We start from the raw sequence: 22,568 nt of genomic DNA, 5'->3' as shown, positions 1-22,568 counted from the left end.
CCGGCAAGGCCGAATTTCCGGCTGCAGATCTGAACTGCAGCCCAGATCAAATCATCGCGTCCAGCTCCCAGTCTGGACGCCGTCGAGGGGGAAGGATCCTTCGTGACCGAAACCACTGAGCTGTCTCCAGCTGTGGAACTATCATCTTCTGCTGCCGGATCGTCAACGGCCGCACCCGCCAAGAGCAGCGGCCTAGCCGGCCTGAAGCTCGCCCAGTTGCAGGCGCTTGCCAGCCAGCTAGGTATCTCCGGCGGATCCCGCATGCGCAAGGGGGACCTGGTCACGGCCATCTCCGCCCACCGCGCAGGCACTCCGGCCACCAAGGCCCCGGCCAAGGCTGCCGGAAAGGCGACTGAAAACCACGCCGCTCCCATTGTTGCCGCGCCTGCGACTGCACCCGCCGCTGCAGCGAGCGAAACCGCGGAGGCCCCGGCCGCCGAAGGTACCCGTGCACGTGGCCGTGGCCGCAGCCGCCGGGCAGTCAGCGACGGCGTTGTTGCCGCCGCTCCGGCGGAAGCAGCCGGCGAGGCTCCGGCCGCTGCCCCCGCCGAAGCTCCGGCCTCCCAGCCCGCCGAGGCCGGCGAGGCAGCAGAAGGCGCCGGCGAACGCCGCCAGCCCCGCACCCGCAACCGCCGCCGCGGTGAAGCAGCTGCTGCGTCCCCGCAGACCGCCGAAGCTGTCGAAACACCGGCCGAGCAGCCCGTTGCCGAACAGCGCCAGGCGGAGCGCACTGAAACCCAGCGCACTGAAACCCAGCGCACCGACGCGCAAGGCTCAGAAGCCGGCGACGGCCAGCGTGCCGACCGCCGTGAAGGCGGACGTAGCCGCGGTGGCCGCGACACCGCCGTTCGCGAGACCACCGACGGCGGCCGCGACAACGCAGGCAGCCGTGAGGCTGGCCAGCGTGAAGGCGCCCGTCGCGACGACTCCCGCGACAACACCCGCGACAGCGATGATTCTGACGGCGGAAGCCGCCGGAACCGCCGCAACCGCCGGGACCGGAACGACCGCAATGACCGCTCAGGCGGCCAGGATAGCCGGGACAACTCCCGCAATGACCGTTTCCGCGACCGCAACGACCGCCGTCGGGGACGCGCCCAGGGACCGGACGTCGACGACGTCGAGGTCACCGAGGACGACGTCCTGCTGCCTGTCGCAGGCATCCTGGACGTCCTGGAGAACTACGCGTTCATCCGCACCTCCGGCTACCTCCCGGGCCCGAACGACGTTTATGTCTCCCTCGCCCAGGTCAAGAAGTACAACCTGCGCAAGGGCGACGCCGTGGTTGGAGCCATCCGTGCTCCGCGTGACGGCGAAGACCGCAGCCAGCAGTCAGCCCGCCAGAAGTTCAACGCCCTGGTCCGCGTGACGTCAGTCAACGGCAAGACCTCCGAAGAACTCAAGGACCGCGTCGAGTTCGCCAAGCTGGTTCCGCTGTACCCGTCCGAGCGCCTGCGCCTCGAGACCGACCCCAAGAAGATCGGCCCCCGCGTCATCGACCTGGTTGCCCCGATCGGCAAGGGCCAGCGCGGCCTGATCGTCTCCCCGCCGAAGGCCGGAAAGACGCTCATCCTGCAGTCCATCGCCAACGCCATCACCACCAACAATCCTGAGGTCCACCTCATGATGGTGCTCGTTGACGAACGCCCCGAAGAAGTCACCGACATGCAGCGCACGGTCAAGGGTGAGGTTATTGCCTCTACCTTCGACCGTCCGGCCGATGACCACACCACCGTGGCTGAACTCTCCATCGAACGCGCCAAGCGCCTCGTGGAAATGGGCATGGACGTGGTGGTCCTCCTGGACTCCATGACCCGCCTGGGCCGCGCCTACAACCTGGCAGCACCGGCCTCTGGCCGCATCCTGTCCGGTGGTGTTGACTCCGCCGCGCTGTACCCGCCGAAGCGCTTCTTCGGTGCAGCCCGCAACATCGAAAACGGTGGCTCCCTGACCATCCTGGCAACCGCCCTTGTGGAGACTGGTTCCAAGATGGACGAGGTCATCTTCGAAGAGTTCAAGGGCACCGGCAACATGGAGCTCCGCCTGTCCCGCCAGCTGGCAGACAAGCGCATCTTCCCGGCCGTGGACGTCAACGCCTCCGGCACCCGCCGCGAAGAGAACCTGCTTTCCCCCGAGGAAGTCAAGATCATGTGGAAGCTGCGCCGCGTCCTCTCCGGACTCGAAACGCAGCAGAGCCTTGAGCTGTTGACCAACAAGATCCGGGAGACCCAGAGCAACGTCGAGTTCCTCATGCAGGTCCAGAAGACGACGCTTGGTGCGAAGTCGGATAACGACAAGTAGCTGTTTTCAGGGGCGGGGTGCGGTTGCCTCGCGTGGTTCGCCACGCGGGTTTTCCGCCCCCGCCCCTTCGCGTGGTGGCCATGTCCTGACGGACTTGGCCACCACGCTTCGGCAGGCCCGATGCCACTCCCGGGGCGGAAAACCCACGCGTCGGGTGCCCGGTTCACCGTGTGCCCGGCCGCTTTGGGATGGATTCCTGTGCCCCACTAAAATGGGTGCAGAACGAAAGGTTTTGAAAATGTTTGAGTCCGTACAGGGCCTGCTTGATGAGCATGATGCTATCCAGGCGCAGCTTGGGGATCCTGCTGTTTATGCTGACCAGCGGCTGGCCCGGAAGCTGGGGCGGCGGTCTGCCCAGCTGAACGGCATTGTTGAGGCCTACCACAAGTGGGAGGGCATCCGGGATGATCTTGCTGCTGCCAAGGAAATGGCGGGGGAGGACCCCGAGTTCGCTGCCGAGGTGCCTGAACTGGAGGCTGCGCTCGAGACGGCCTCCGCGAAGCTGCGCCGTCTGCTCATCCCGCGCGACCCTGACGACGCCCGCAACGTGATCCTTGAGGTCAAGGGCGGCGAGGGCGGCGATGAGGCTGCGCTGTTCGCCGGCGACCTGCTGCGGATGTACACCCGGTACGCGGAATCGCGCGGCTGGAAGACCGAACTTATCTCGGCCACGGAGTCTGACCTGGGCGGCTACAAGGACGTCCAAATGGCCGTCAAGGGCAACTCGAACGATCCTGCCGAAGGCGTCTATGCACGGCTCAAGTTCGAAGGTGGTGTGCACCGTGTGCAGCGCGTGCCCGTGACGGAGTCGCAGGGCCGTATCCACACTTCGGCTGCCGGTGTGCTGGTGCTGCCTGAAGTTGACGAGCCCGAAGAGCTCGAAATCAACCAGAACGACCTCAAGATCGACGTCTACCGGTCCTCGGGACCCGGTGGCCAGTCGGTGAACACTACTGACTCCGCCGTCCGCATCACCCACCTTCCCACGGGGATCGTGGTGGCCATGCAGAACGAAAAGTCGCAGCTGCAGAACCGCGAAGCGGGCATGCGTGTCCTCCGGGCCCGCATCCTGGCCCACCAGCAGGAGCAGATCGACGCCGAGAACTCGGCCCAGCGGAAGTCGCAGATCCGTACGATGGACCGTTCCGAGCGCATCCGCACCTACAACTATCCCGAAAACCGGATCGCGGACCACCGTACCGGCTACAAGGCCTACAACCTGGACCAGGTCATGAACGGCGACCTCGAGCCCGTCATCCAGTCCGCCATCGAGATGGACGAACAGGCACGCCTGGACGCCATCGGCGAATAGCCTTCCCAAGAGATGACTGGTTCGGAGCGGACCCTCGCGGCAGCCGTCAGTGAGGCCACCACCATACTGCAGCAAGCCGGAGTTCCCAGTCCCCGTGTCGACGCCGAGCTGCTCGCCGAACACCTGCTCGGCGTCGGCCTCGGCCGGCTCCGGGCGATGATGCTCGGGAACTCCCCGGCGCCGGAGGGCTACGCGGACCTCGTGGCCGAACGCGCGCAGCGGACCCCACTCCAGCACATCACGGGCGTTGCGCACTTCCGCTACCTGGAACTCGCCGTCGGACCTGGCGTTTTCATCCCACGGCCCGAAACCGAGTCTGTCGTCCAGCTGGTCATCGACCATGTCAAAGGCATGGAACACCCGCGGATTGTGGATTTGGGCACAGGTTCCGGCGCGATTGCCGGTTCCATTGCCCATGAGGTTCCGGGCGCGGACGTGCATGCCGTGGAGTACAGCCCGTTCGCGCACGCGTGGGCGGCGAAGAACCTCGCTCCCCTCGGTGTGAACCTCGTCCTGGGGGACCTGCGCGACGCGCTTCCCGAACTTAACGGAACTTTCGACGTCGTCATTTCGAATCCGCCGTACATCCCGGCCGAAGCCGTTCCCAACGAGCCGGAAGTTGCGCTCCACGATCCGCCGGAAGCATTGTACGGCGGGGGAGCGGATGGCATGGAACTCCCGACGGCGGCGGCAGCTTCCGCGGCGCGGCTGCTGGTTCCCGGGGGCTACTTCGTGATGGAACATGCTGAGGTCCAGGCCGGCTGGATCAAGGCGATGTTGTCGCGGTCCGGTGTGTGGACCGGAATTACCACGCACCTGGATCTCAACGGCAAGGAACGGGCCACCAGCGCGGTGCTTTCCGGCCTGGACCACGAGTGATGAAAGAATGAGGCAGTGAGCACAACCTATAACTGCACGTCAGACGATCAGCGCGCCCTGGGACTGGAACATGCCCAGCGTGCCATCAGCGAACAGAAATGCGTCGTATTCCCCACGGACACTGTCTATGGGATCGCTGCCGATGCCTTTTCGCCGCAGGCTGTCACCATGCTGCTGGTCTCCAAAGGGCGCGGCCGCAGCATGCCGCCGCCGGTCCTCATCCCCAGGATCAATGCCCTCGACGGTCTGGCCACAGACGTGTCCGCGGACGCCCGCAAACTCGCTGAAGCTTTCTGGCCCGGCGGACTCACGCTGATCCTGCACGCCCAGCCGTCCCTGGACTGGGACCTCGGCGACACGAAGGGAACGGTAGCCCTCCGGATGCCCGCAGATGAAGTGGCACAGGAACTGCTGACCTTGACCGGTCCGCTGGCGGTGTCGTCGGCCAACCGTACCGGCCACGCTGCGGCCCAGACCGCCGCCGAGGCGCGGGAACAGCTCGCTGAGTCCGTGGAGGTCTACCTTGAAGGCGGATTCCGGCCGCTTGAGGGCACTGAGGGTGTTCCCTCAACAATTGTTGATGCCACCGGTCCGCTGCTCCGCGTGGTCCGGAACGGCGCCGTCACCCTCCAACAGTTGCGCGAGCATGTTCCAGGGGTGCTGGGCCTCGGTGAGATCCCTATGGCCCAGGAACCTGCGGACGAGGCGCCAGTAGGCGACTCTGAAGTGGATGAGGCCCCCCTGGCTGAAGCCACCCTGGCTGAAGGCCCCCTGGCTGAAGCCACCCTGAATGAAGGCCCCACAGGCGCAACGGCGGGGGAGCCAACCGGTCCGAAACAGGAGCCGAACGCTTGATGACCCTGCTCCGCCAGGCCATTCCGGTCCTCGGTGTTGACGCCACGCCCCTGAGGGTGGACGAACTGATTGATGTCCTTGCGGGGTTCGTTAACGACGGCAGCACACGGACCGTCGTCGGCCATAACCTGCATAGCGTGACACTGACCCATTCGGATCCCGGCTTCCGCCGCCTCTACGAGGACAGCGACGTTGTGCTTCTGGACGGAGCGCCAGTGCTGTGGCTCTGGGGCCGTACCGGGCAGGCTTCCGGGCCGGTCATGGAGTACCGGCTTGGGTCAACGGACTGGATTCCCGCCCTGGGGCGGCTGGCCGGCCTGGAGCGGATCGCAGTGGTCGGCGCCGGCGCCGAGGCCAACGCGAAGGCCGTAGCGAGGCTGGAGGGCATTGTCCCGTCCGCGGCGGTCTCAGGCTTTCCTGGCGAAGGCTGGAACGACGACGTCGAGGACACCGCCGCCGCCTGGCTCACCGAACAGCGTCCCCAGTTGGTGCTCCTGGGACTGGGCATGCCGCTGCAGGAATCAGTGCTGCAGCGCAGGCTGGATACCCTGCCGCCGGCCATTTACTGCGCCGTAGGCGGGGCGATCGAGCAGCTCGCCGGAATCCAGAAGCTGGCACCCCGCTGGCTGGGCCGGCTGGGGCTCGAATGGGCCTGGCGCCTGGTCCTGCACCCGCGCAGGGTGGCCTACCGCGTCTTTGGCGAGCCGTGGGTCCTGCTGTGGCTGCTCGCACGGCGCCGCCTCAGGCGGACGTCCTAGAACTTCTGCTCTTCCAGCGGAGCAAATCCCTTGGCCCGCAGCCCGGTGGTAAACGATCTGGCCCAGTCCAGGAACCCGGGCAGGTCTCGGCGCTGCGCAAAATAGCCAACGTAGCCGCCGACGTCGGCCACGAAGGACTTGACCCGGAAATACCGGCGGATCAGATAACCGCGGTTGCGGTAGTAGTAATACCGTTTGAAGGCCGACTCCGGCACGATGACATGCCAGCCGGCCCCATAGACGTGTTTGGTTTCGGCGAAGGCGTGGGGGTGCGTGATGGCGGTGGTTGTTACGGTGCCAAAGCGGATGCCCGCCTTGCGGAGCCGGATGGTGAAGTCCACTTCGTCGCCCCGGATGAAGAGGCGCATGTCCGGCAGGCCCACCTTGAAGAAGACGTCTGAGCGGATCAACGCGCCGTTGAAGAAATGTCCGTCATCCAACAGGAAACCGACCTTCTCCAGTTCGGCGCGGTCGTGGGTGACTTTTCCGTCCAGGCGGAAGAAGAACGACAGCCGGTCGGGCTGGCCCGGCGCGACAACGAGGGGTACCACGGCCTCCAGATCGCGGGCTTCAGCTTCGCGAAGCAGGGTGGCCAGGCATTCCGGGTCAGCCGGTTCGGCGTCGTCGTCCATCATCCAGATCCAGTCTGCGCCGCTTGCGACGGCCTTGAGCGCCGCCAGAGCGAAGCCGCCGGCGCCGCCCAGGTTGGCCTCGGACCGGACATAGTCCACGTTGGAATGCTTACCGGCTACGTCGCGTGCGGGGTTGGTGCCGCTGTCAACCAGGCAGATGGTGTCCACGGATGCGGACTGGGCGTTGATGGCGTCCAACAAGGTGGACAGCTCCCGGTGACGGTCGAAGGTCACCGCAGCAACAGCAATACGGGGGGTCATGGACTTCCTTTCAGCATGGCTGACAGGGAATTCCCCGCTCGCAGTGCGCCGTGTGGCGCGAAGCCATGAAGCCGTTGGCGCTAGTATCTTTGACTAGAGTCCACTGTAATACAGCCGTGTAAGGCACTGCGTACAAGAAAAAAATGCACTGCCTGCTGCGCGCCCGGCGACGGAGAAGTTTCATTTATCGAAGAACAGATCCCCTGCCAGTGAGCCCATCGACCACGGAACAGCCGCTGTTGTGGCTGCCCAGCCCCAGCACTGCCGTAGCTCCAGGAGCTACGGCAGGAACTGACGAAATGGCCGCCATCGCATGATTATGTACCTGCTCATGGGCTTGACGGCTGCCGTCGTGTCCTACTCGGCAACCTGGGGTGCCCGGGTTATCGGAAACCGGCTCGAGCTCCACATGCCCATCCGCAGCCGCGACATGCATTCGACGCCGGTATCCCGGCTGGGCGGCGTGGCTATCTTCCTTGGTGTGATGGTGGCCCTGATCGTGGCCAGCCAATCCTTCTTCGTGAAGGACATCTACCGGAACAACTTTTCCCCGTGGGGAATCCTCGCCGGAGCCGTGCTGATCGTGCTGGTAGGTATAGCCGATGACCTGCTGGACATCCGTTGGTGGGTCAAGCTCATCGGGCAAAGTGCGGCAGCCCTGGTGGTAGCCATCTGGGGAGTCCAGATGACGATTGTTCCCTGGGTACCGGAACCGATCACCCTGGAAAATGAGATGCTTCGGGTGGTGCTGACCGCGGGGCTGATCGTGACTACCATGAACGCCTTCAACTTCATCGACGGCCTTGATGGCCTGGCTGCCGGCGTGGCCATCATCGGCGGCACAGCGTTCTTCTTCACCGCCTACTGGGTCCACCGCACATCCGTCATCTTGGATAAATCGGACCTCGCCACGCTGATTACGGTGGTCCTGGTGGGCAGCTGCATAGGTTTCCTGCCGCACAACTGGTTCCCCTCCAAGATCTTTATGGGGGACTCCGGTGCCATGCTCATCGGCCTGCTCATGGCCTCCGCGGGTATTGTCTCCACCGGACAGATCACGTCAGGGTTGTATGACCGGGCCAACGGTATCTCCACCGTGATACCCATCCTGCTGCCCTTCGCCGTATTGTTCCTCCCACTGCTTGACCTGGGCCTCGCCGTTGTTCGGCGCACGGCACGCGGACGTTCCCCGTGGTCGGCGGACCGCGGGCACCTCCACCACAAACTGCTTGATATCGGCTATTCGCACCGGACCGTGGTGATCCTCATGTATCTGTGGACCGCCATCCTGTCCTTCGGAGGGCTGGCTTTTGCAGTATTCCCGTGGCAGATCGTGCTCTCTGTTGACCTCTTCGCCACCCTGGTGATGGGCCTCGTGACGGCGTGGCCGTACCTGCGGCGAAGGAAAGAGGAACCCGCGGCGTAACGGCGTTCGGAAATATTTCTATCTCGTGTAGAATTTAGGGGCAGCTCAAGCTGACCTCCACCACGCCCCTGGCTCCTTGCCTTGGTACCGACGATTGGGATCATATGACCTCCAACGCCGACTCCGGACCCGTGTCCGGCAACGGACCCGTTGGTGTCTCCGGTCCCACCCGGTCACTGTGGCTCCGCCTTCTTGTACTCAGCTCGCTGGCCGCTGGGGCAGGCCTGGTCCTGTGTTCCGTGGTTGCGGCATTCCTGGACGGCGTGAGTGGTGCCCTGTCGACTGTGCTGGGCGGATTGCTGGTGATGCTGTTCTTCGGCATCAGCCTCCTCGTGGGCCATTTCGTCGGGCGCAGCAATCCATCGGGCGCCATCGGCGTCTTTGTTGCGACATATTTCATCAAAGTCGTGGGGTTCGCCGTCGTCCTGTTCCTTATCGGTGCTCCGGAGTGGCTTCACGGCCGTTGGTTCCTGATCGGGGCCGTCGCCGCCGTCGTACTTTGGCAGGGTGCGGAGATCTACGGCTTCAGCAAGGCACGGTTGCAGATCTACAACGACCCCGAGACCAAGGAACCACGCGATGTCTGACCGGAAGCGAAACAGGGGCCCGTCAAAGCCTCGGGTAACCGGTTCCGCACCCGGTGTATCCACTGAAAACAACGACGGCGGATACAACGCCGGGATGGCCGTCTTCAGCTACATAATTGGCGGAATCATCGTCTGGAGTTTGATAGGGTGGGGTCTGGATAATCTGTGGGGAACCCGCTGGATCGTGCTCGCAGGCGCTCTGCTTGGAGCTGTCGGAGGATTTTATCTTTCCCACATGCATGGCCTTACCAGTCTCAGAAACACAGCCGGTAAGAGCGGCGCAGACAGCGGCCCGTCCGCGGACGGAAACACTAATGCCAAATAATTTCACACGGGGAACAGCGGAGCGCAAATCCGCGGATCCCCGACCAACGCCCAATGATGGACACTGCAGAGAGGAAACGCGTTGATCGCGCTTGCGCTCCCGGCCCAAGATTCAGGAGAGTTCACTCCTCCTGGAATTGAAGAAATGCACCTGCCGGCAATCCTGCCGTGGGGGGCGGCAGACGGATTCTCCAAGCAGATGCTGCTGGTAATCCTGTCGGTCGTCATTATCGCCACATTCTTTCTGCTAGCTGCACGGAAGCAGCAGCTTGTCCCCGGCAAGCTCCAGTTCGCTGGTGAAATGGCCTACGGCTTTGTGCGTAACAGCATCGCCAAGGACATTATCGGCGGCAAAGACTTTATGAAGTATGTCCCGCTGTTGTTCAGCCTCTTCTTCTTTATTCTCGTGAACAACATTTACGGCGCCATCCCCGTGATCCAGCTTCCGAGCTTCTCGCACGTCGGCGGCGCGTATGTCCTTGCGGGCATCGTCTACTTCACCTGGATTGCCATCGGCATCAAGAAGAACGGCATCAAGTACTTCAAGCTGGCCACCGTGCCGTCCGGAGTCCCGTTCTACATCCTGCCCATCGTGGTTCCGATCGAGATCATCTCCAACTTCCTGGTTCGTCCGGTCACGCACAGCCTCCGTCTGTTTGCCACCATGCTGGCCGGCCACCTCATCGTGATGCTTGCCGGTTCCGGCATCGAGTACCTCGTGATGCAGGAAAACCTCCTGTTGAAGGGCACCTCGGTCCTGGTCCTGGTCGGCGCCATCGCCATGTACATGCTCGAAGCCCTGATCATGGCGCTTCAGGCGTACGTCTTTACCCTGCTGACCGCCATCTACATCGAAGGCGCTCTGCACGCGGACAGCCACTAGGCTCCCAAAATCTTCCCCTTGCGGGGATGAAGCAAACCAAACAACCTGCCACACAGATGGCATCTTGAAAGGAATAAAATGGAAGGCAATCTCAACCTCGTAGGTTACGGTCTGTCCGCAATCGGCGGTGGTATCGGTGTGGGTCTCGTGTTCGCTGCCTACATCAACGGTGTAGCACGTCAGCCGGAAGCACAGCGCGTCCTGCAGCCGATCGCATTCCTCGGCCTCGCGCTGACTGAAGCCCTCGCCATCCTCGGCCTGGTCTTCGCTTTCGTTCTCTAGTCTGACTTCAGAACAAGCGAACATCCAGAACCGAGTAGATAAGGACGGGTGAATTATGAATCAGCTGATCATCTCAGCCGCCACAGAGGGTGAAACCAGCCCCCTGATGCCCAATGTCTGGGAAATGGGCGTCGTCCTCGTCGGCTTTGCTGTCCTCATGTACATCGTGGTCAAGTTCATTGTCCCGATGTTCGAGAAGACATTCGCAGAGCGTGCCGAGGCCATCGAAGGTGGCATCGCGAAGGCTGAAAAGGCCCAGGCTGAGGCCTCCGCTGCACTCGAGGAATACAAGCAGCAGCTGACTGACGCCCGCGCAGAAGCCAACCGCATCCGCGAGGAAGCACGTGCTGAAGGCGCTCAGATCCTTGCTGACCTGAAGGAAAAGGCGGCTGCAGAGTCCGCCCGCATCACCGCTCAGGCACACGTGCAGATCGAATCGGAGCGCCAGGCCGCAGTTGTGTCCCTGCGCTCCGAGGTGGGCACTCTCGCCACCACCCTGGCAGGACGCATTGTTGGTGAAGCACTCACCGATGACGAGCGTTCGGCTCGCGTCGTTGACCGCTTCCTGGCAGATCTGGAGAACCAGAACGCAGGTGCAGCTCAGTAATGGCAGGTGTATCGAGCGGATCGCTGGCCACGGCACTGACCGCGTTGGAAGCCAAGCTTCCCATCGCCTCACTGCAGCTGGCTAAGGAACTCTTCGGAATCCTGGGAACGGTGGACAGCTCGGCTGGCTTGCGCCGCGCCCTGACTGACCCGTCCCGTAGCGGTGACGAAAAGTCGGCGCTGGTCAAGCAGCTGTTTGGCGGGAAAGTCTCCGCTGATGCTGCGGATATCGCGGGCGGACTGGCCAGTTTGCGCTGGGCATCGGCACGAGACATCGGCGATGCACTCGAGACTCTTGCCGCAACGGTGGTCATCGCCGTCGCTGAAAACAAGTCTGCCGTTTCTGCCTCCGGAATCTCTGGGCTGGAAGAGCTGGAGAACGATCTGTTCTCCTTCAACCAGGCCGTTGCCTCCAGCCACGAGGTACAACGTGCCCTGTCCGAACCACAGGCAAGCGGTGCTGCAAAGACCACCCTCACCGAAAGGCTGGTTCCTGGCGCAAGCGAGGAAGCCAAAGTCCTCATCGGCCAGGCGGTCTCGCAGCCCCGAGGCCTGAAGCCGACCAGGCTGGTGGCGCGGTTCGCCGAGCTGGCGGCCAAGCGGCAGCAGCGCTGGATTGCAACGGTCAGCGTCACCCGTCCTTTGACGGAGACGCAGTTCAGCCGCCTCCAGGCAGGGCTCAACTCCCTGTATGGTCGCGAGCTCAAGGTCAACATCAACGTTGATCCTGCACTGATCGGCGGAATCCGTGTCCAGGTAGGCGACGAAGTGCTTGACGCTTCCGTTGTTTCCCGTCTGGGCCAGCTTCACCGCCAACTGGCCGGCTAGCCGGACAAGCACAACTTAACTGATAGAAACCCCGGTCATCGTGAGCAACGATGATCACGAAAACAGGAGAGCAGGGACTGCAGATGGCCGAATTGACCATCAACGCCGACGACGTCCGTAATGCGTTGAACGAGTTCGCGGCGTCCTACGAACCCGGAAACGCAGAGCGCGTAGAGGTTGGCCGCGTAACCACCGCAAGTGACGGCATCGCCCGTGTTGAGGGCCTTCCCTCGGTCATGGCGAACGAGCTGCTTCGCTTCGAGGACGGCACGCTGGGCCTCGCCCAGAACCTTGACGTCCGCGAAATCGGTGTCATCATCCTCGGTGACTTCACGGGCATCGAAGAAGGCCAGGAAGTCCACCGCACCGGTGAGATCCTTTCCGTGCCGGTAGGCGACGCGTTCCTTGGACGCGTTGTTGACCCGCTGGGCCAGCCGATCGATGACCTCGGTGAGATCAAGGCTGAGACCACCCGTGCGCTTGAACTCCAGGCTCCCGGCGTCACCCAGCGCAAGTCGGTCCACGAACCGATGCAGACCGGACTCAAGGCCATCGACGCCATGATCCCGATCGGCCGTGGCCAGCGCCAGCTGATCATTGGTGACCGCCAGACCGGTAAGACAGCCATCGCCGTGGACACCATCATCAACCAGAAGGCCAACTGGGCTTCCGGAGATGTCTCCAAGCAGGTTCGCTGCGTCTACGTCGGTGTTGGCCAGAAGGCTTCCACCATCGCAGCAGTCCGCCAGACCCTTGAGGACCACGGAGCACTCGAGTACACCACCATCGTGGCGTCTCCCGCTTCCGACCCCGCAGGCTTCAAGTACTTGGCCCCTTACGCCGGTTCGGCCATTGGCCAGCACTGGATGTACGGTGGCAAGCACGTCCTGGTGATCTTCGATGACCTGTCCAAGCAGGCCGAAGCCTACCGCGCAGTGTCACTGCTGCTGCGCCGCCCGCCGGGACGCGAAGCCTACCCGGGTGACGTCTTCTACCTGCACTCCCGCCTGCTGGAGCGTTGTGCCAAGCTCTCCGACGAGCTCGGTGCGGGTTCGATGACCGGCCTGCCGATCGTCGAGACCAAGGCAAACGACGTTTCCGCCTACATTCCGACCAACGTGATCTCGATCACCGACGGCCAGATCTTCCTCCAGTCGGACCTCTTCAACGCCAACCAGCGTCCCGCTGTTGACGTTGGTGTCTCGGTGTCCCGCGTTGGTGGCGCTGCCCAGGTCAAGTCCATGAAGAAGGTCTCCGGTACCTTGAAGCTGGACCTGGCCCAGTACCGCGACATGCAGGCTTTCGCCATGTTCGCCTCGGACCTGGATGCAGCTTCGCGCCAGCAGCTCACCCGTGGCGCCCGCCTGATGGAACTGCTGAAGCAGGGCCAGTACTCGCCGTTCCCGGTCGAAGACCAGGTTGTGTCCATCTGGGCAGGCACTAACGGATACCTCGACGACGTGCCGGTGGAAGACATCAGCCGCTTCGAGTCCGAGTTCCTGGAGCACCTCAAGCACAAGTCCTCGATCCTCACCACGCTGGCACAGACCAACGTTTTGGGCGACGACACCGCAGAAGCACTGAAGACCGCCATCGTGGACTTCAAAAAGGGTTTCTTCGGCGAGGGTGACAACCGCCTGGTAGGGGCTGGCCACGAGGAGCATGATGCTATCTCCGAGGGCGAAGTCGACCAGGAAAAAATCGTCAAGCAGAAGCGCTAGTTCCGTTGAACGGGGTGCGCCGGACCCACGGGTCCGGCGCACCCGGTCTACGGAATCTTAGGAAAGGATAAGTATGGGAGCCCAGATTCGGGTCTACCGCCAGAAGATCAGCTCGACCACGTCGATGCGCAAGATCTTCAAGGCGATGGAACTGATCGCTACCTCGCGCATCGGCAAGGCCCGTGCGCGCGTAGCAGCTTCACTGCCTTACGCGAACGCCATCACGCGCGCCGTTTCTGCTGTCGCCAGCCAAAGCGAAATCGACCACCCGCTGACCACTGAGCCGGAGCAGATCCGCCGTGCCGCAGTCCTGGTAATTACCTCGGACCGTGGCCTGGCAGGATCCTACTCGGCAAGTGTGCTCAAGCAGGCGGAAGGTCTCAACGAGCTGCTCCATGCTGAAGGCAAGGAAGTCAAGACCTACCTCGTCGGCCGCAAGGGACAGGCGTACTACGAGTTCCGGAACCGCGAGTATGCGCGGGTCTGGACCGGCGGCACTGACGCCCCTGAATTCGCCACTGCGCGCGAAGTCGGGGAAGCGCTGCTGACGGATTTCGCAACGGCCTACGAAGAGGGCGGCGTGGATGAAATCCACGTTGTGTACACCCGCTTCAAGTCCATGGTGACCCAGGAGCCGACGGTCATCCGCCTGCTCCCGCTCGAGGTCGTTGAAGAGCAGGCCGCTTCGGAGTCGGAGCTCTTGCCGCTGTACGAATTCGAACCGGAATCGGAGCAGGTTCTTGATGCCCTGCTGCCGCGCTACATCGAATCCCGTATCTTCGCAGCCATGTTGCAGGCAGCAGCTTCCGAGCTTGCTGCGCGCCAGCGGGCGATGAAGTCCGCCGGCGACAACGCGACGGACCTGATCAAGAAGTACACGCGTCTGCGCAACACGGCCCGCCAGGCTGAAATCACGCAGGAGCTTTCCGAAATCGTTGCCGGCGCCGACGCCCTCGCGTCCTAGCCTTCGGCATTTTCGGTTCCCGCGGGACCTGCACCACAACAGATAAACTTAACCCCACGCCATCTACTGAGTGAAGTGAGAGAGATGACTGCCACTGCTACCGAACACGTAGCCGCAACGTCCGGTGCCACCGGCCGTATTGCACGTGTTATTGGCCCGGTTGTCGACGTCGAATTCCCGGCTGACGCAATCCCGTCGATTTACAATGCCCTGTCCACGGAGATCACCCTCAACGGTGTCACCAAGACCATCACGTTCGAGACCTCCCAGCACCTGGGTGACAACCTCGTCCGCGCCATCTCCCTGCAGGCTACCGACGGACTCGTCCGCGGCACGTCCGTGGTGGACAGCGGCGCCCCGATCTCCGTGCCTGTTGGCGACGGCGTCAAGGGCCACATCTTCAACGTCCTGGGCCAGCCCCTCGACGTTGCCGAGTCGGAACTGGAGATCAGCGAACGCTGGCCCATCCACCGCAAGGCTCCTGCCTTCGCTTCGCTTGAAGGCTCCACCGAGATGCTGGAAACCGGCATCAAGGTGATCGACCTTCTCACCCCGTACATCAAGGGTGGAAAGATCGGCCTCTTCGGCGGCGCCGGCGTGGGCAAGACCGTTTTGATCCAGGAAATGATCACCCGTGTTGCCCGCAACTTCGGTGGTACCTCCGTATTCGCCGGTGTGGGCGAGCGTACCCGCGAGGGCAACGACCTCTGGGTCGAAATGGAAGAGGCTGGAGTCCTCAAGGACACCGCCCTTGTATTCGGCCAGATGGATGAGCCGCCGGGAACGCGCCTGCGCGTGGCATTGTCGGCCCTGACCATGGCGGAGTACTTCCGCGATGTCCAGAACCAGGACGTGCTGCTCTTCATCGATAACATCTTCCGTTTCACGCAGGCAGGCTCCGAGGTTTCCACCCTCCTCGGCCGCATGCCTTCGGCTGTGGGCTACCAGCCCAACCTTGCGGACGAAATGGGCCTCCTCCAGGAGCGCATTACGTCCACCAAGGGCCACTCCATCACCTCGATGCAGGCTATCTACGTTCCCGCAGATGACTACACCGACCCGGCCCCGGCCACGACCTTCGCACACCTCGACGCGACCACGGAACTTTCCCGTGAAATCGCCTCCCGTGGTCTGTACCCGGCCGTTGACCCGCTGACGTCGACTTCCCGAATCCTGGATCCCCAGTACATCGGCAAGGACCACTACAACACGGCTGTCCGCGTGAAGCAGATCCTGCAGAAGAACAAGGAACTCCAGGACATCATCGCCATCCTCGGCGTTGACGAACTCTCGGAAGAGGACAAGATCGTCGTGTCGCGTGCACGCCGCATCCAGCAGTTCCTGTCCCAGAACACCTACACCGCCAAGCAGTTCACCGGCGTCGAAGGCTCCACGGTTTCCATCAAGGACACCGTCGAAGGCTTCACGGCGATCTGCGACGGCGACCTTGACCACATCGCAGAGCAGGCGTTCTTCAACGTCGGCGGCCTGGATGATGTTGAGCGCCAGTGGGCCAAGATCCAGGAACAGACCAAGTAATATGGCTGAGCTTGAGGTTGAGATTGTCGCAGCGGACCGCTTTATCTGGTCCGGAGCGGCCACGATGGTCAAGGCCCGCACCAGCGATGGTGAGATCGGAATCCTGCCCGGCCACTCGCCCCTGCTGGCGATCCTGGCCGAAGGTGAACTGGCCATCCAGCCGGTTTCCGGTGACCGTATTGCCGTAGTTGTTGACGGCGGATTCTTCTCCGTTGACAACAACCGCGTGGTTATTGTTGCTGACAACGCCCAGCTGGGTGACGCGGCTACTGCTGGGATCCGCTAGCACGACCTTGATGGACGCACCGAGTCTTCCGTTCATCGCCATGGCAATCGCCTTTGGATTGCTGATATTTGCACTGTGCCTTTCCGGGGTGCGCCGCTTCAATTTGCGGCGTGCCCTGGGCACGGTGGACGCCTCCATTTGCGTAGCTGGAAACAGCTGGCAGATGGGGGTTTGTCGTTATCAGGACAACGACCTTGAGTGGTTCCGGCTGCTCTCGCTCAGTGTCCGGCCCAAGCATAAGTTCAAGCGAAGTTCCCTGGAACTGCTTGGCCGCCGCAAGCCGACCGAAGCAGAGGCCGTGAAAGTCCAGCCCGACGTCGTAATTGTGGAACTGCGTTATGAGGGCCAGGACCTGCGGCTGGCCATGAAGTTCGATGCCTACACCGGGCTCTCATCCTGGCTGGAAGCCGGGCCGGTCATCGGTGTCGGAACCTGGCGCTAGCCGGCGTGGACTTCATTGCTGATGTCCGGCTGACTGACGGACCGGTATTTTGGACCGCCTCGGCACTGGGGGCGGCTGCAGCCGTATACCTGGTGTGGCGCCCCGCAGCCGAGGGACCGCGTCCATGGTGGCTCTCAGTCCTGGTCTCCGTTGCCGGCGGCTTCGCCGTAGTGGGCCTGGTGCACTGGGCGCTGATCGACGTTTTTTCGACTTTCCCGGAGGACCTTCCGGATGACGTCCTGGTCTGGGCGGTTCCAGCTGTAGCCGCCCTGATCCTGGCGCTGATCCGCCTGCCGCGGTCCACCCAGCGGGCGCGGGGCGCCGGTATTGTTGCTTTCTTGCTGGTGCTCCTGTTGTCCGGAGTCCAGATCAACGCGTACTTTGGCCTCAACCGGACAGTCAGCGACCTCATGGGCACCGCGCTGGCCCGGATCCCGGCTCTGGAGCCTGCCCTGACTCGCCAGCCTGGCGGCCCCTCTCCCGTGCCGTTGGCAGGCTGGGCCCCGCAGGGGGAGGTGCCTGACGAGGGTGCCCTCCGAAAGGCAACCATCCCCGGAACGGCCTCGGGGCTGGAGACGCGGGAAGCCTACATCTACTTGCCGCCGGCCTATTTCGCCACCAACAGGCCCGCGCTTCCGGTCCTCGTGCTGTTCTCCGGACAGCCCGGCGGTCCTGCCGACTGGCTCACCGGCGGCGCGCTGAGGACACACCTGGACACGTTTGCCTCCGGCCACGGCGGTATTGCGCCGGTTGTCGTGGTGGCGGACCCCAACGGGACACAGTCGGCTAATACGCTGTGCCTGGACAGCCGGATAGCCCGGGCGGACACCTACCTGTCCGTGGACCTTCCGGCATGGATCAACACAACCCTGGATGTGGACCCTGACCACAGGCAATGGGCTGCGGGCGGATTTTCCTTCGGTGCAACCTGCGCCCTGCAGATGGGCACCCGCCACCCGGATCTGTACAGCTCCGTGCTGGCGTTCTCCAGCGAACTCGAACCGGCCCTTGCCAAGGAACGGCAGAAAACCATCGACGCGGCGTATGCCGGAGACACCGCTGCCTTTGAGCGCGAGACCCCGCTGACCAGGATGAACCAGCAGCGGTTTGACGCCAAAGCAGTGTACTTCGCAGCGGGGGAGCGGGACCCCGAATTTGTGGAATACATGGACACCCTGGCCGAGGCTGCCAGGAAGGCCGGCTTCACTGTCGAAGCCACGCAAGTCCAGCATGCCGGCCACTCCTGGGACACGCCGTCCCGCGGGATGGCGGACGGACTTGCGTTCCTGGCCGCCCGCTGGGGTATCAGGTCATGAGTGCCGGAACCGATGTCCGGACTGCCTCACTCGCCTGGGCCACTGTGGGCCGGCCGGCGTGGCAGCGCTCCAAGGCGCGCCTCAGCTCGATTCCCTTCACCCTGGGCGTCCTGGGGGCCTTCATTCTGACCGGAGCCCTGACCGGAAGCTATCTTGCCGGTCCGCCGGAAACCATGCTGGACCTCGCCAGCGTCAGCGGGCCGGGACTGAAGTCGGGCCTGTGGTGGTCGCTGTTTACGTCGATGTTTTTCGCCACCAACCCGCTGGCCTATTTGACGGCATCACTGATGATCCTTCTGCTGCTGGGACTCGCCGAGCGAAAACTTGGGACACTGCAGGCTGCTGTGTTCTTTGCCGCCGGCCAGTTCGGCTCTGTAACTCTCTTCCTCCTGATCACCCAGGTGGCCAGATACGCAGGCGATGGCTGGTTGGGCCTGATGGCGGACAGCCACCTCATCGGCCCTTACGCCGCCGTTCTCGCTGTTGGCCTCGCCGCGAGCGGCCGGCTCGCAGTCCTATGGCAGAGGCGCTTGCGGACGGGGCTGGTGTCGGTATCGCTTCTCCTTGTGCTCTATGTTGGCCACCCGGAAACAGTGATTGGTTTCTTGGGGGCACTCCTTGGCCTCGTCGCCGGCTGGTGGATCCAGGGCGAGCACGGCCACCTGCACCGGCACCGTTCCACAGGCCGCGAAACGCGCAACCTGCTCGCCCTGACAGTGGCCGTTTTTGCCGTTGGACCCATCCTTACGGCAGTGGCGAGGACCCCCACCGGTCCCCTTGCCCTGCTGCGCGACGTAGTCCTGAATCCGCTGCCTACGCTGAGCCAGTTGGAATCCTATTGCGGTTCCACGGTTGAGGCATCCTGCCTGGAGGCGGGCCGGCAGGGTTTCGCAGGACCGGTGGGGCTGGCCCTGGCGATCGTTCCCGTCATCCTGCTGCTGATCTGCGCGGACGGAATGCGCCGCGGGCGGCGGCTTGCCCTGCGCATCACGCTGGTGATCCAGTTGGCCGTCACAGCGCTGGCGGCCGTCTACCTGGCGCTTTTTGCGCTGATCCCGCACTATCCGTCGCGGCCGCATACGGCGGCGATGGGGTCAGGGTTCGCGCACATCCTGCCACTCGTGACGGTGCCCCTGCTGCTGGCCGCCGTGCTGTGGGCCAACCGCAGGCAGTTCAGGGTGGAGACCGTCCCTGAAGCCCGCAGAACGCTCATGGCTGTGCTGGGCGGGGCCCTGCTGTTGCTGGCCGGAGGCTACAGTGCGGCGTGGCTCAGCGCGGGCGGAATGACCCGCGACGGCGGCCCCTTGGGACTGCTTGCTGAACTGTCGCGGCAATACCTGCCCGTGCCCATCCCCAACCTTTATCGCAGGGTGTTCGCAGACCGCGACGGCGCAGAGTCCTTCATCTTCGCCTTCTCCGGTCCCGTTTTTTGGGTGATTGCCCTGGCCGGCGTCTGGTTCGTACTGCTGGGGCGGCACCATGGCAGCGATGCCGGCGCGTCCGACAGGGCGAGGGTGCGAGGGCTATTGCAGGAGGGCGGCGATTCCTTGTCCTGGATGGCTTTGTGGGAACCCAACGTGTACTGGTTCAGCCCGGACCATAGGGGTGCCGTCGCGTACCAGCAGCACGGTAGCGTCGCGCTGACCCTTGCCGGACCCTTTGGCGCCCGGGCCTCGCGTTCCAGTGTTGCTGAAGGCTTCCTTGCACACTGCAGCCGGCATGCGCTCATTCCCGCGTTCTATTCCTGCGACTCCAGCCTCTGGCCACCGCTGCAGGACCGGGGCTTCCACCGGGTGGCGGTTGCCCAAGAGACCAGGCTTGCGGTACGCGAACTGGAATTCCGTGGGAAGGAATGGCAGAACGTACGGACCGCCCTGAACCGTGCAGCGAAAATGGGCGTCACCGCTGTTTGGGGGAGCTATCACGGTTTGCCACAGGCCCTGCGCGGCCAGCTCAGCGAAGTATCGGAGGAATGGGCGGCCGAAAAATCCGTCCCCGAAATGGGCTTCACCCTCGGCGGGTTGGATGAGCTGATGGACGACGACGTGCTGTGCTGCCTTGCCGTCGACAGGGACGGGAACGTACATGGGGTGACCAGCTGGCTTCCCGTGTACGACGGCGGCAAACTGGTCAGCCGCACGCTGGACGTCATGCGCCGCGGAGCCGGCGGCTTCCCGGGAGTCATGGAGTTCCTGATTGCCTCGGCAGTGCTGGAGCTACGAAAGTCGGTGGAGGTCATTTCGCTGTCCGGATCTCCGCTGGCGCGGCGCCCGGAGGATGGGCAGGCGAGCGGGGAAGCGGACGGACAGGGGAGCGGCCGGGCCGGCCCGGTGCATGCGGAGAACCTGGTCCGCATCCTGGATGTGGTCGGACATGCGCTCGAGCCGGTTTATGGTTTCCGTTCGCTGGCTGCCTTCAAGTCACGCTTCAAGCCGGAGTACCGCACTCTGTACCTCTACTACCAGGACCCGCTGCACCTTCCGGCCATTGGCAGGGCGCTCACCAGGGCGTACCTGCCGGGGCTGTCCCTGCGGCAGGGCGCCAGGCTCCTCCGCGAACTGGTGAACTGACAAGCGATCCCATGGTGGGACAAAACATTGATGACTGGGGAAGTCTTCGGGGAATGCCGTAACGGAAGGCCCGCCACATTTGGCTTTTGGTAAATAACAAAAAATGATCCCCGGCATTTATGCCGGGGATCATTAATTCGCGGGGGCCGCACACGTGCGGCCGGCAGGCGAGGGACTAGACCAGCGTCACGCCGGTAGCCTGGGGACCCTTGGCGCCCTGACCGATTTCGAACTGAACACGCTGGTTCTCGTCGAGGGTCTTGAAGCCACCGGTCTGAATCTCGGAGTAGTGAACGAAGACATCGCCATCGGAGTCATCCGGGGTGATGAAGCCGAAGCCCTTTTCAGCGTTGAACCACTTGACGGTTCCCTGTGCCATTTATTTCTCCTCATAATGGAACTTTTAAGTCCAGCACACCTCGTGCTGGCCTTGGTCACTCCGCGAGAAGAATCCTGGATTGCCGTTCCTAGGAACTGGCCCTGCAGGAGCTTCGCGCTCGCAACATGTCTTGCGAGCATGAAAAACACCTACACAAAGACTCAGATAAGAATTTCATGTCACTACCCTCAGGTCAACGGTCCAGACAGCCAATCCGGTAAATTTTGCGTAAAACAAGCGTTAAACCCCTCGTCAGGGCCTTGTAACGGCCGCATCTCCGGATTCGCCGTACTGAAGTGCCTAGAAAAGCCGGGATTCGCTGTCGTCCACACCGCGCATGGCGTCATAGTCCAAGGTGACGCAGTCGATGCCGCGGTCATTGGCCAGGACCTTGGCCTGGGGCTTGATCTGCTGGGCGGCGAAGATGCCGCGGACGGGTGCCAGCAGCGGGTCACGGTTCAGGAGTTCAAGGTAGCGGGTGAGCTGTTCAACGCCGTCGATGTCGCCGCGGCGCTTCAGTTCGATGGCCACGGTGGCCCCGCTGGCGTCGCGTGCCAGGATGTCCACCGGGCCGATGGCGGTGAAATACTCCCGGCGGATCAGTGAAAAGCCGGAACCGAGGGTTTCTATCTGGTCCGCGAGCAGGCGCTGGAGATCCGCCTCAACGCCGTCCTTGATCAGGCCCGGGTCAACACCAAGGTCATGGGAGGATTCGTGGAGGTGCTCATGGATGTTGATGATGAGCCGGTCATCGGTCTTGGCGGACTGGACGGTCCACTGCTCCGTGACTCCCAGTTCGAGATCAACGTCCTCCGGGGAAGACACACGCAAAGTTGCCGGCGGGCTCATCCAGTTCAGCGGTTTGTAGGAGCCGCCGTCGGAATGGACCAGCACCGACCCGTCAGCCTTGACCAGCAGGAGCCTGGTGGCAAGGGGGAGATGGGCTTTGAGCCGGCCAACATAATCAACGGAGCATCGGGCTATGACAAGTCGCACGCCGTACACACTACCGGGGCTGGGGCAGAATGGAGGCATGCCGCGTTCGAACCGCCCCCGCCGCCCTGCCTCCGGAAAACCGGGCGCAGCTGCAGGCAAGAAGGGAAACGGCGAGGTCCCGGAACTTGACCTGGAGCGGGCCCGGGCGGGCATTGCCCGCCGCGAAAGCGCCCCCGACGGCGACTGGATGGTCCGGACCATGACGGCCCGCAACGCGGAAAAGACGTACGTCTGCCCTGGCTGCTCCACGGCCGTACTGCCCGGGATTGCGCACCTGGTGGTGTGGAAGGATGACCACCTTTTCGGAGCGGCCGCCGGCCTGGCCGAGCGCCGCCACTGGCACACGAACTGCTGGATGTCACGCAGCTACCGGTACCGCTGAGCAGACCGGTAAACCGGTGACCGCCAAGGGACAATCCCG

Annotated in this window: 23 protein-coding genes; 20 read left to right on the top strand and 3 right to left on the bottom strand. The window is 63.3% G+C overall.

Translation table 11 applies throughout. The annotated features are described in order from the left end of the window. The first annotated feature begins 102 nt into the window (after positions 1-102). The 5 genes from rho (at position 103) to ACFC25_RS03870 (ending at position 6,105) form a co-directional block, all read left to right on the top strand. Positions 103-2,301, top strand: coding sequence for a transcription termination factor Rho (gene rho / locus ACFC25_RS03890; RefSeq protein WP_376044110.1), 2,199 nt, complete (start codon positions 103-105; stop codon positions 2,299-2,301). Between the two features lie 238 nt (positions 2,302-2,539). Further along, positions 2,540-3,613, top strand: coding sequence for a peptide chain release factor 1 (gene prfA / locus ACFC25_RS03885; RefSeq protein ID WP_337345845.1), 1,074 nt, complete (start codon positions 2,540-2,542; stop codon positions 3,611-3,613). A gap of 12 nt (positions 3,614-3,625) precedes the next feature. Then, positions 3,626-4,492 (top strand): peptide chain release factor N(5)-glutamine methyltransferase, encoded by an 867-nt coding sequence (prmC, locus tag ACFC25_RS03880; protein ID WP_337352178.1) that lies wholly within the window; start codon positions 3,626-3,628, stop codon positions 4,490-4,492. Positions 4,493-4,507: 15 nt separating this feature from the next. After that, a complete protein-coding gene (locus ACFC25_RS03875) occupies positions 4,508-5,347 on the top strand; it encodes an L-threonylcarbamoyladenylate synthase (protein WP_376044108.1) in 840 nt (279 codons plus the stop codon). Continuing rightward, a complete protein-coding gene (locus ACFC25_RS03870; RefSeq protein ID WP_376044107.1) occupies positions 5,347-6,105 on the top strand; it encodes a WecB/TagA/CpsF family glycosyltransferase in 759 nt (252 codons plus the stop codon). The genes ACFC25_RS03875 and ACFC25_RS03870 overlap by 1 nt, the downstream gene beginning before the upstream one ends. On the opposite strand, the gene ACFC25_RS03865 is transcribed toward ACFC25_RS03870, so the two are convergent. Next, the gene (locus tag ACFC25_RS03865) at positions 6,102-6,998 is read right to left on the bottom strand and encodes a glycosyltransferase (protein ID WP_337352175.1); all 897 of its coding nucleotides are present in this window, start codon (positions 6,996-6,998) and stop codon (positions 6,102-6,104) included. The genes ACFC25_RS03870 and ACFC25_RS03865 overlap by 4 nt on opposite strands. 313 nt (positions 6,999-7,311) lie before the next feature. Between ACFC25_RS03865 and ACFC25_RS03860 the strand changes: the two genes are divergently transcribed. The 14 genes from ACFC25_RS03860 to ACFC25_RS03795 all read left to right on the top strand — a co-directional run bounded on the left by ACFC25_RS03860 (position 7,312) and on the right by ACFC25_RS03795 (position 20,772). Further along, positions 7,312-8,424, top strand: coding sequence for an MraY family glycosyltransferase (locus ACFC25_RS03860; RefSeq protein WP_337345850.1), 1,113 nt, complete (start codon positions 7,312-7,314; stop codon positions 8,422-8,424). A 104-nt stretch (positions 8,425-8,528) separates the two neighbouring features. Then, a complete protein-coding gene (locus tag ACFC25_RS03855) occupies positions 8,529-9,011 on the top strand; it encodes a hypothetical protein (RefSeq protein ID WP_376044104.1) in 483 nt (160 codons plus the stop codon). Next, complete coding sequence (locus ACFC25_RS03850) at positions 9,004-9,336, top strand: hypothetical protein (RefSeq protein WP_337345852.1); 333 nt, start codon at positions 9,004-9,006, stop codon at positions 9,334-9,336. Before ACFC25_RS03855 ends, ACFC25_RS03850 begins: the two co-directional genes overlap by 8 nt. An 81-nt stretch (positions 9,337-9,417) precedes the next feature. After that, positions 9,418-10,218: a F0F1 ATP synthase subunit A gene (gene atpB / locus ACFC25_RS03845; RefSeq protein WP_337345853.1), complete on the top strand. Its 801-nt coding sequence runs from the start codon at positions 9,418-9,420 to the stop codon at positions 10,216-10,218. A 78-nt stretch (positions 10,219-10,296) separates the two neighbouring features. Then, positions 10,297-10,500: an ATP synthase F0 subunit C gene (gene atpE, locus ACFC25_RS03840; RefSeq protein WP_009356484.1), complete on the top strand. Its 204-nt coding sequence runs from the start codon at positions 10,297-10,299 to the stop codon at positions 10,498-10,500. A 55-nt stretch (positions 10,501-10,555) separates the two neighbouring features. After that, positions 10,556-11,107 (top strand): F0F1 ATP synthase subunit B, encoded by a 552-nt coding sequence (locus ACFC25_RS03835; protein ID WP_337345854.1) that lies wholly within the window; start codon positions 10,556-10,558, stop codon positions 11,105-11,107. Next, positions 11,107-11,934, top strand: coding sequence for a F0F1 ATP synthase subunit delta (locus tag ACFC25_RS03830; protein ID WP_337345855.1), 828 nt, complete (start codon positions 11,107-11,109; stop codon positions 11,932-11,934). Before ACFC25_RS03835 ends, ACFC25_RS03830 begins: the two co-directional genes overlap by 1 nt. A gap of 83 nt (positions 11,935-12,017) precedes the next feature. Beyond that, positions 12,018-13,655 carry a F0F1 ATP synthase subunit alpha gene (gene atpA / locus ACFC25_RS03825; protein WP_337345856.1) on the top strand — a complete coding sequence of 546 codons (1,638 nt, stop codon included), beginning with the start codon at positions 12,018-12,020 and terminating at the stop codon, positions 13,653-13,655. Between the two features lie 73 nt (positions 13,656-13,728). After that, positions 13,729-14,619, top strand: a complete 891-nt coding sequence (locus ACFC25_RS03820; RefSeq protein ID WP_337345857.1) for a F0F1 ATP synthase subunit gamma — start codon at positions 13,729-13,731, stop codon at positions 14,617-14,619. Positions 14,620-14,703: 84 nt separating this feature from the next. Next, complete coding sequence (atpD, locus tag ACFC25_RS03815; protein WP_337345858.1) at positions 14,704-16,158, top strand: F0F1 ATP synthase subunit beta; 1,455 nt, start codon at positions 14,704-14,706, stop codon at positions 16,156-16,158. A gap of 1 nt (position 16,159) precedes the next feature. Then, on the top strand, positions 16,160-16,444 hold the full coding sequence (locus ACFC25_RS03810; protein WP_131131695.1) for a F0F1 ATP synthase subunit epsilon: 285 nt from the start codon (positions 16,160-16,162) through the stop codon (positions 16,442-16,444). A gap of 10 nt (positions 16,445-16,454) precedes the next feature. Further along, positions 16,455-16,886 carry a DUF2550 domain-containing protein gene (locus ACFC25_RS03805; RefSeq protein ID WP_131131696.1) on the top strand — a complete coding sequence of 144 codons (432 nt, stop codon included), beginning with the start codon at positions 16,455-16,457 and terminating at the stop codon, positions 16,884-16,886. 5 nt (positions 16,887-16,891) lie between these two features. Then, positions 16,892-18,202, top strand: coding sequence for an alpha/beta hydrolase-fold protein (locus ACFC25_RS03800; protein WP_376044098.1), 1,311 nt, complete (start codon positions 16,892-16,894; stop codon positions 18,200-18,202). Beyond that, entirely contained in the window at positions 18,199-20,772 is a 2,574-nt protein-coding gene (locus ACFC25_RS03795) for a bifunctional lysylphosphatidylglycerol flippase/synthetase MprF (protein WP_376044097.1), read from the top strand. The genes ACFC25_RS03800 and ACFC25_RS03795 overlap by 4 nt, the downstream gene beginning before the upstream one ends. A gap of 175 nt (positions 20,773-20,947) precedes the next feature. On the opposite strand, the gene ACFC25_RS03790 is transcribed toward ACFC25_RS03795, so the two are convergent. Further along, positions 20,948-21,151 carry a cold-shock protein gene (locus ACFC25_RS03790; protein ID WP_011692441.1) on the bottom strand — a complete coding sequence of 68 codons (204 nt, stop codon included), beginning with the start codon at positions 21,149-21,151 and terminating at the stop codon, positions 20,948-20,950. A 300-nt stretch (positions 21,152-21,451) separates the two neighbouring features. Further along, the gene (gene nucS / locus ACFC25_RS03785; RefSeq protein ID WP_337352171.1) at positions 21,452-22,147 is read right to left on the bottom strand and encodes an endonuclease NucS; all 696 of its coding nucleotides are present in this window, start codon (positions 22,145-22,147) and stop codon (positions 21,452-21,454) included. A gap of 37 nt (positions 22,148-22,184) precedes the next feature. Here nucS and ACFC25_RS03780 point away from each other — a divergent pair, with 37 nt between their 5' ends. Next, entirely contained in the window at positions 22,185-22,529 is a 345-nt protein-coding gene (locus tag ACFC25_RS03780; RefSeq protein WP_337345862.1) for an ATP/GTP-binding protein, read from the top strand. The last annotated feature ends 39 nt before the right edge of the window (positions 22,530-22,568 follow it).

This window comes from Pseudarthrobacter sp. NPDC055928 (genome assembly GCF_042270935.1).
Classification (GTDB): Bacteria; Actinomycetota; Actinomycetes; order Actinomycetales; family Micrococcaceae; genus Arthrobacter.
This window is presented reverse-complemented; position numbering and strand designations above follow the sequence as displayed.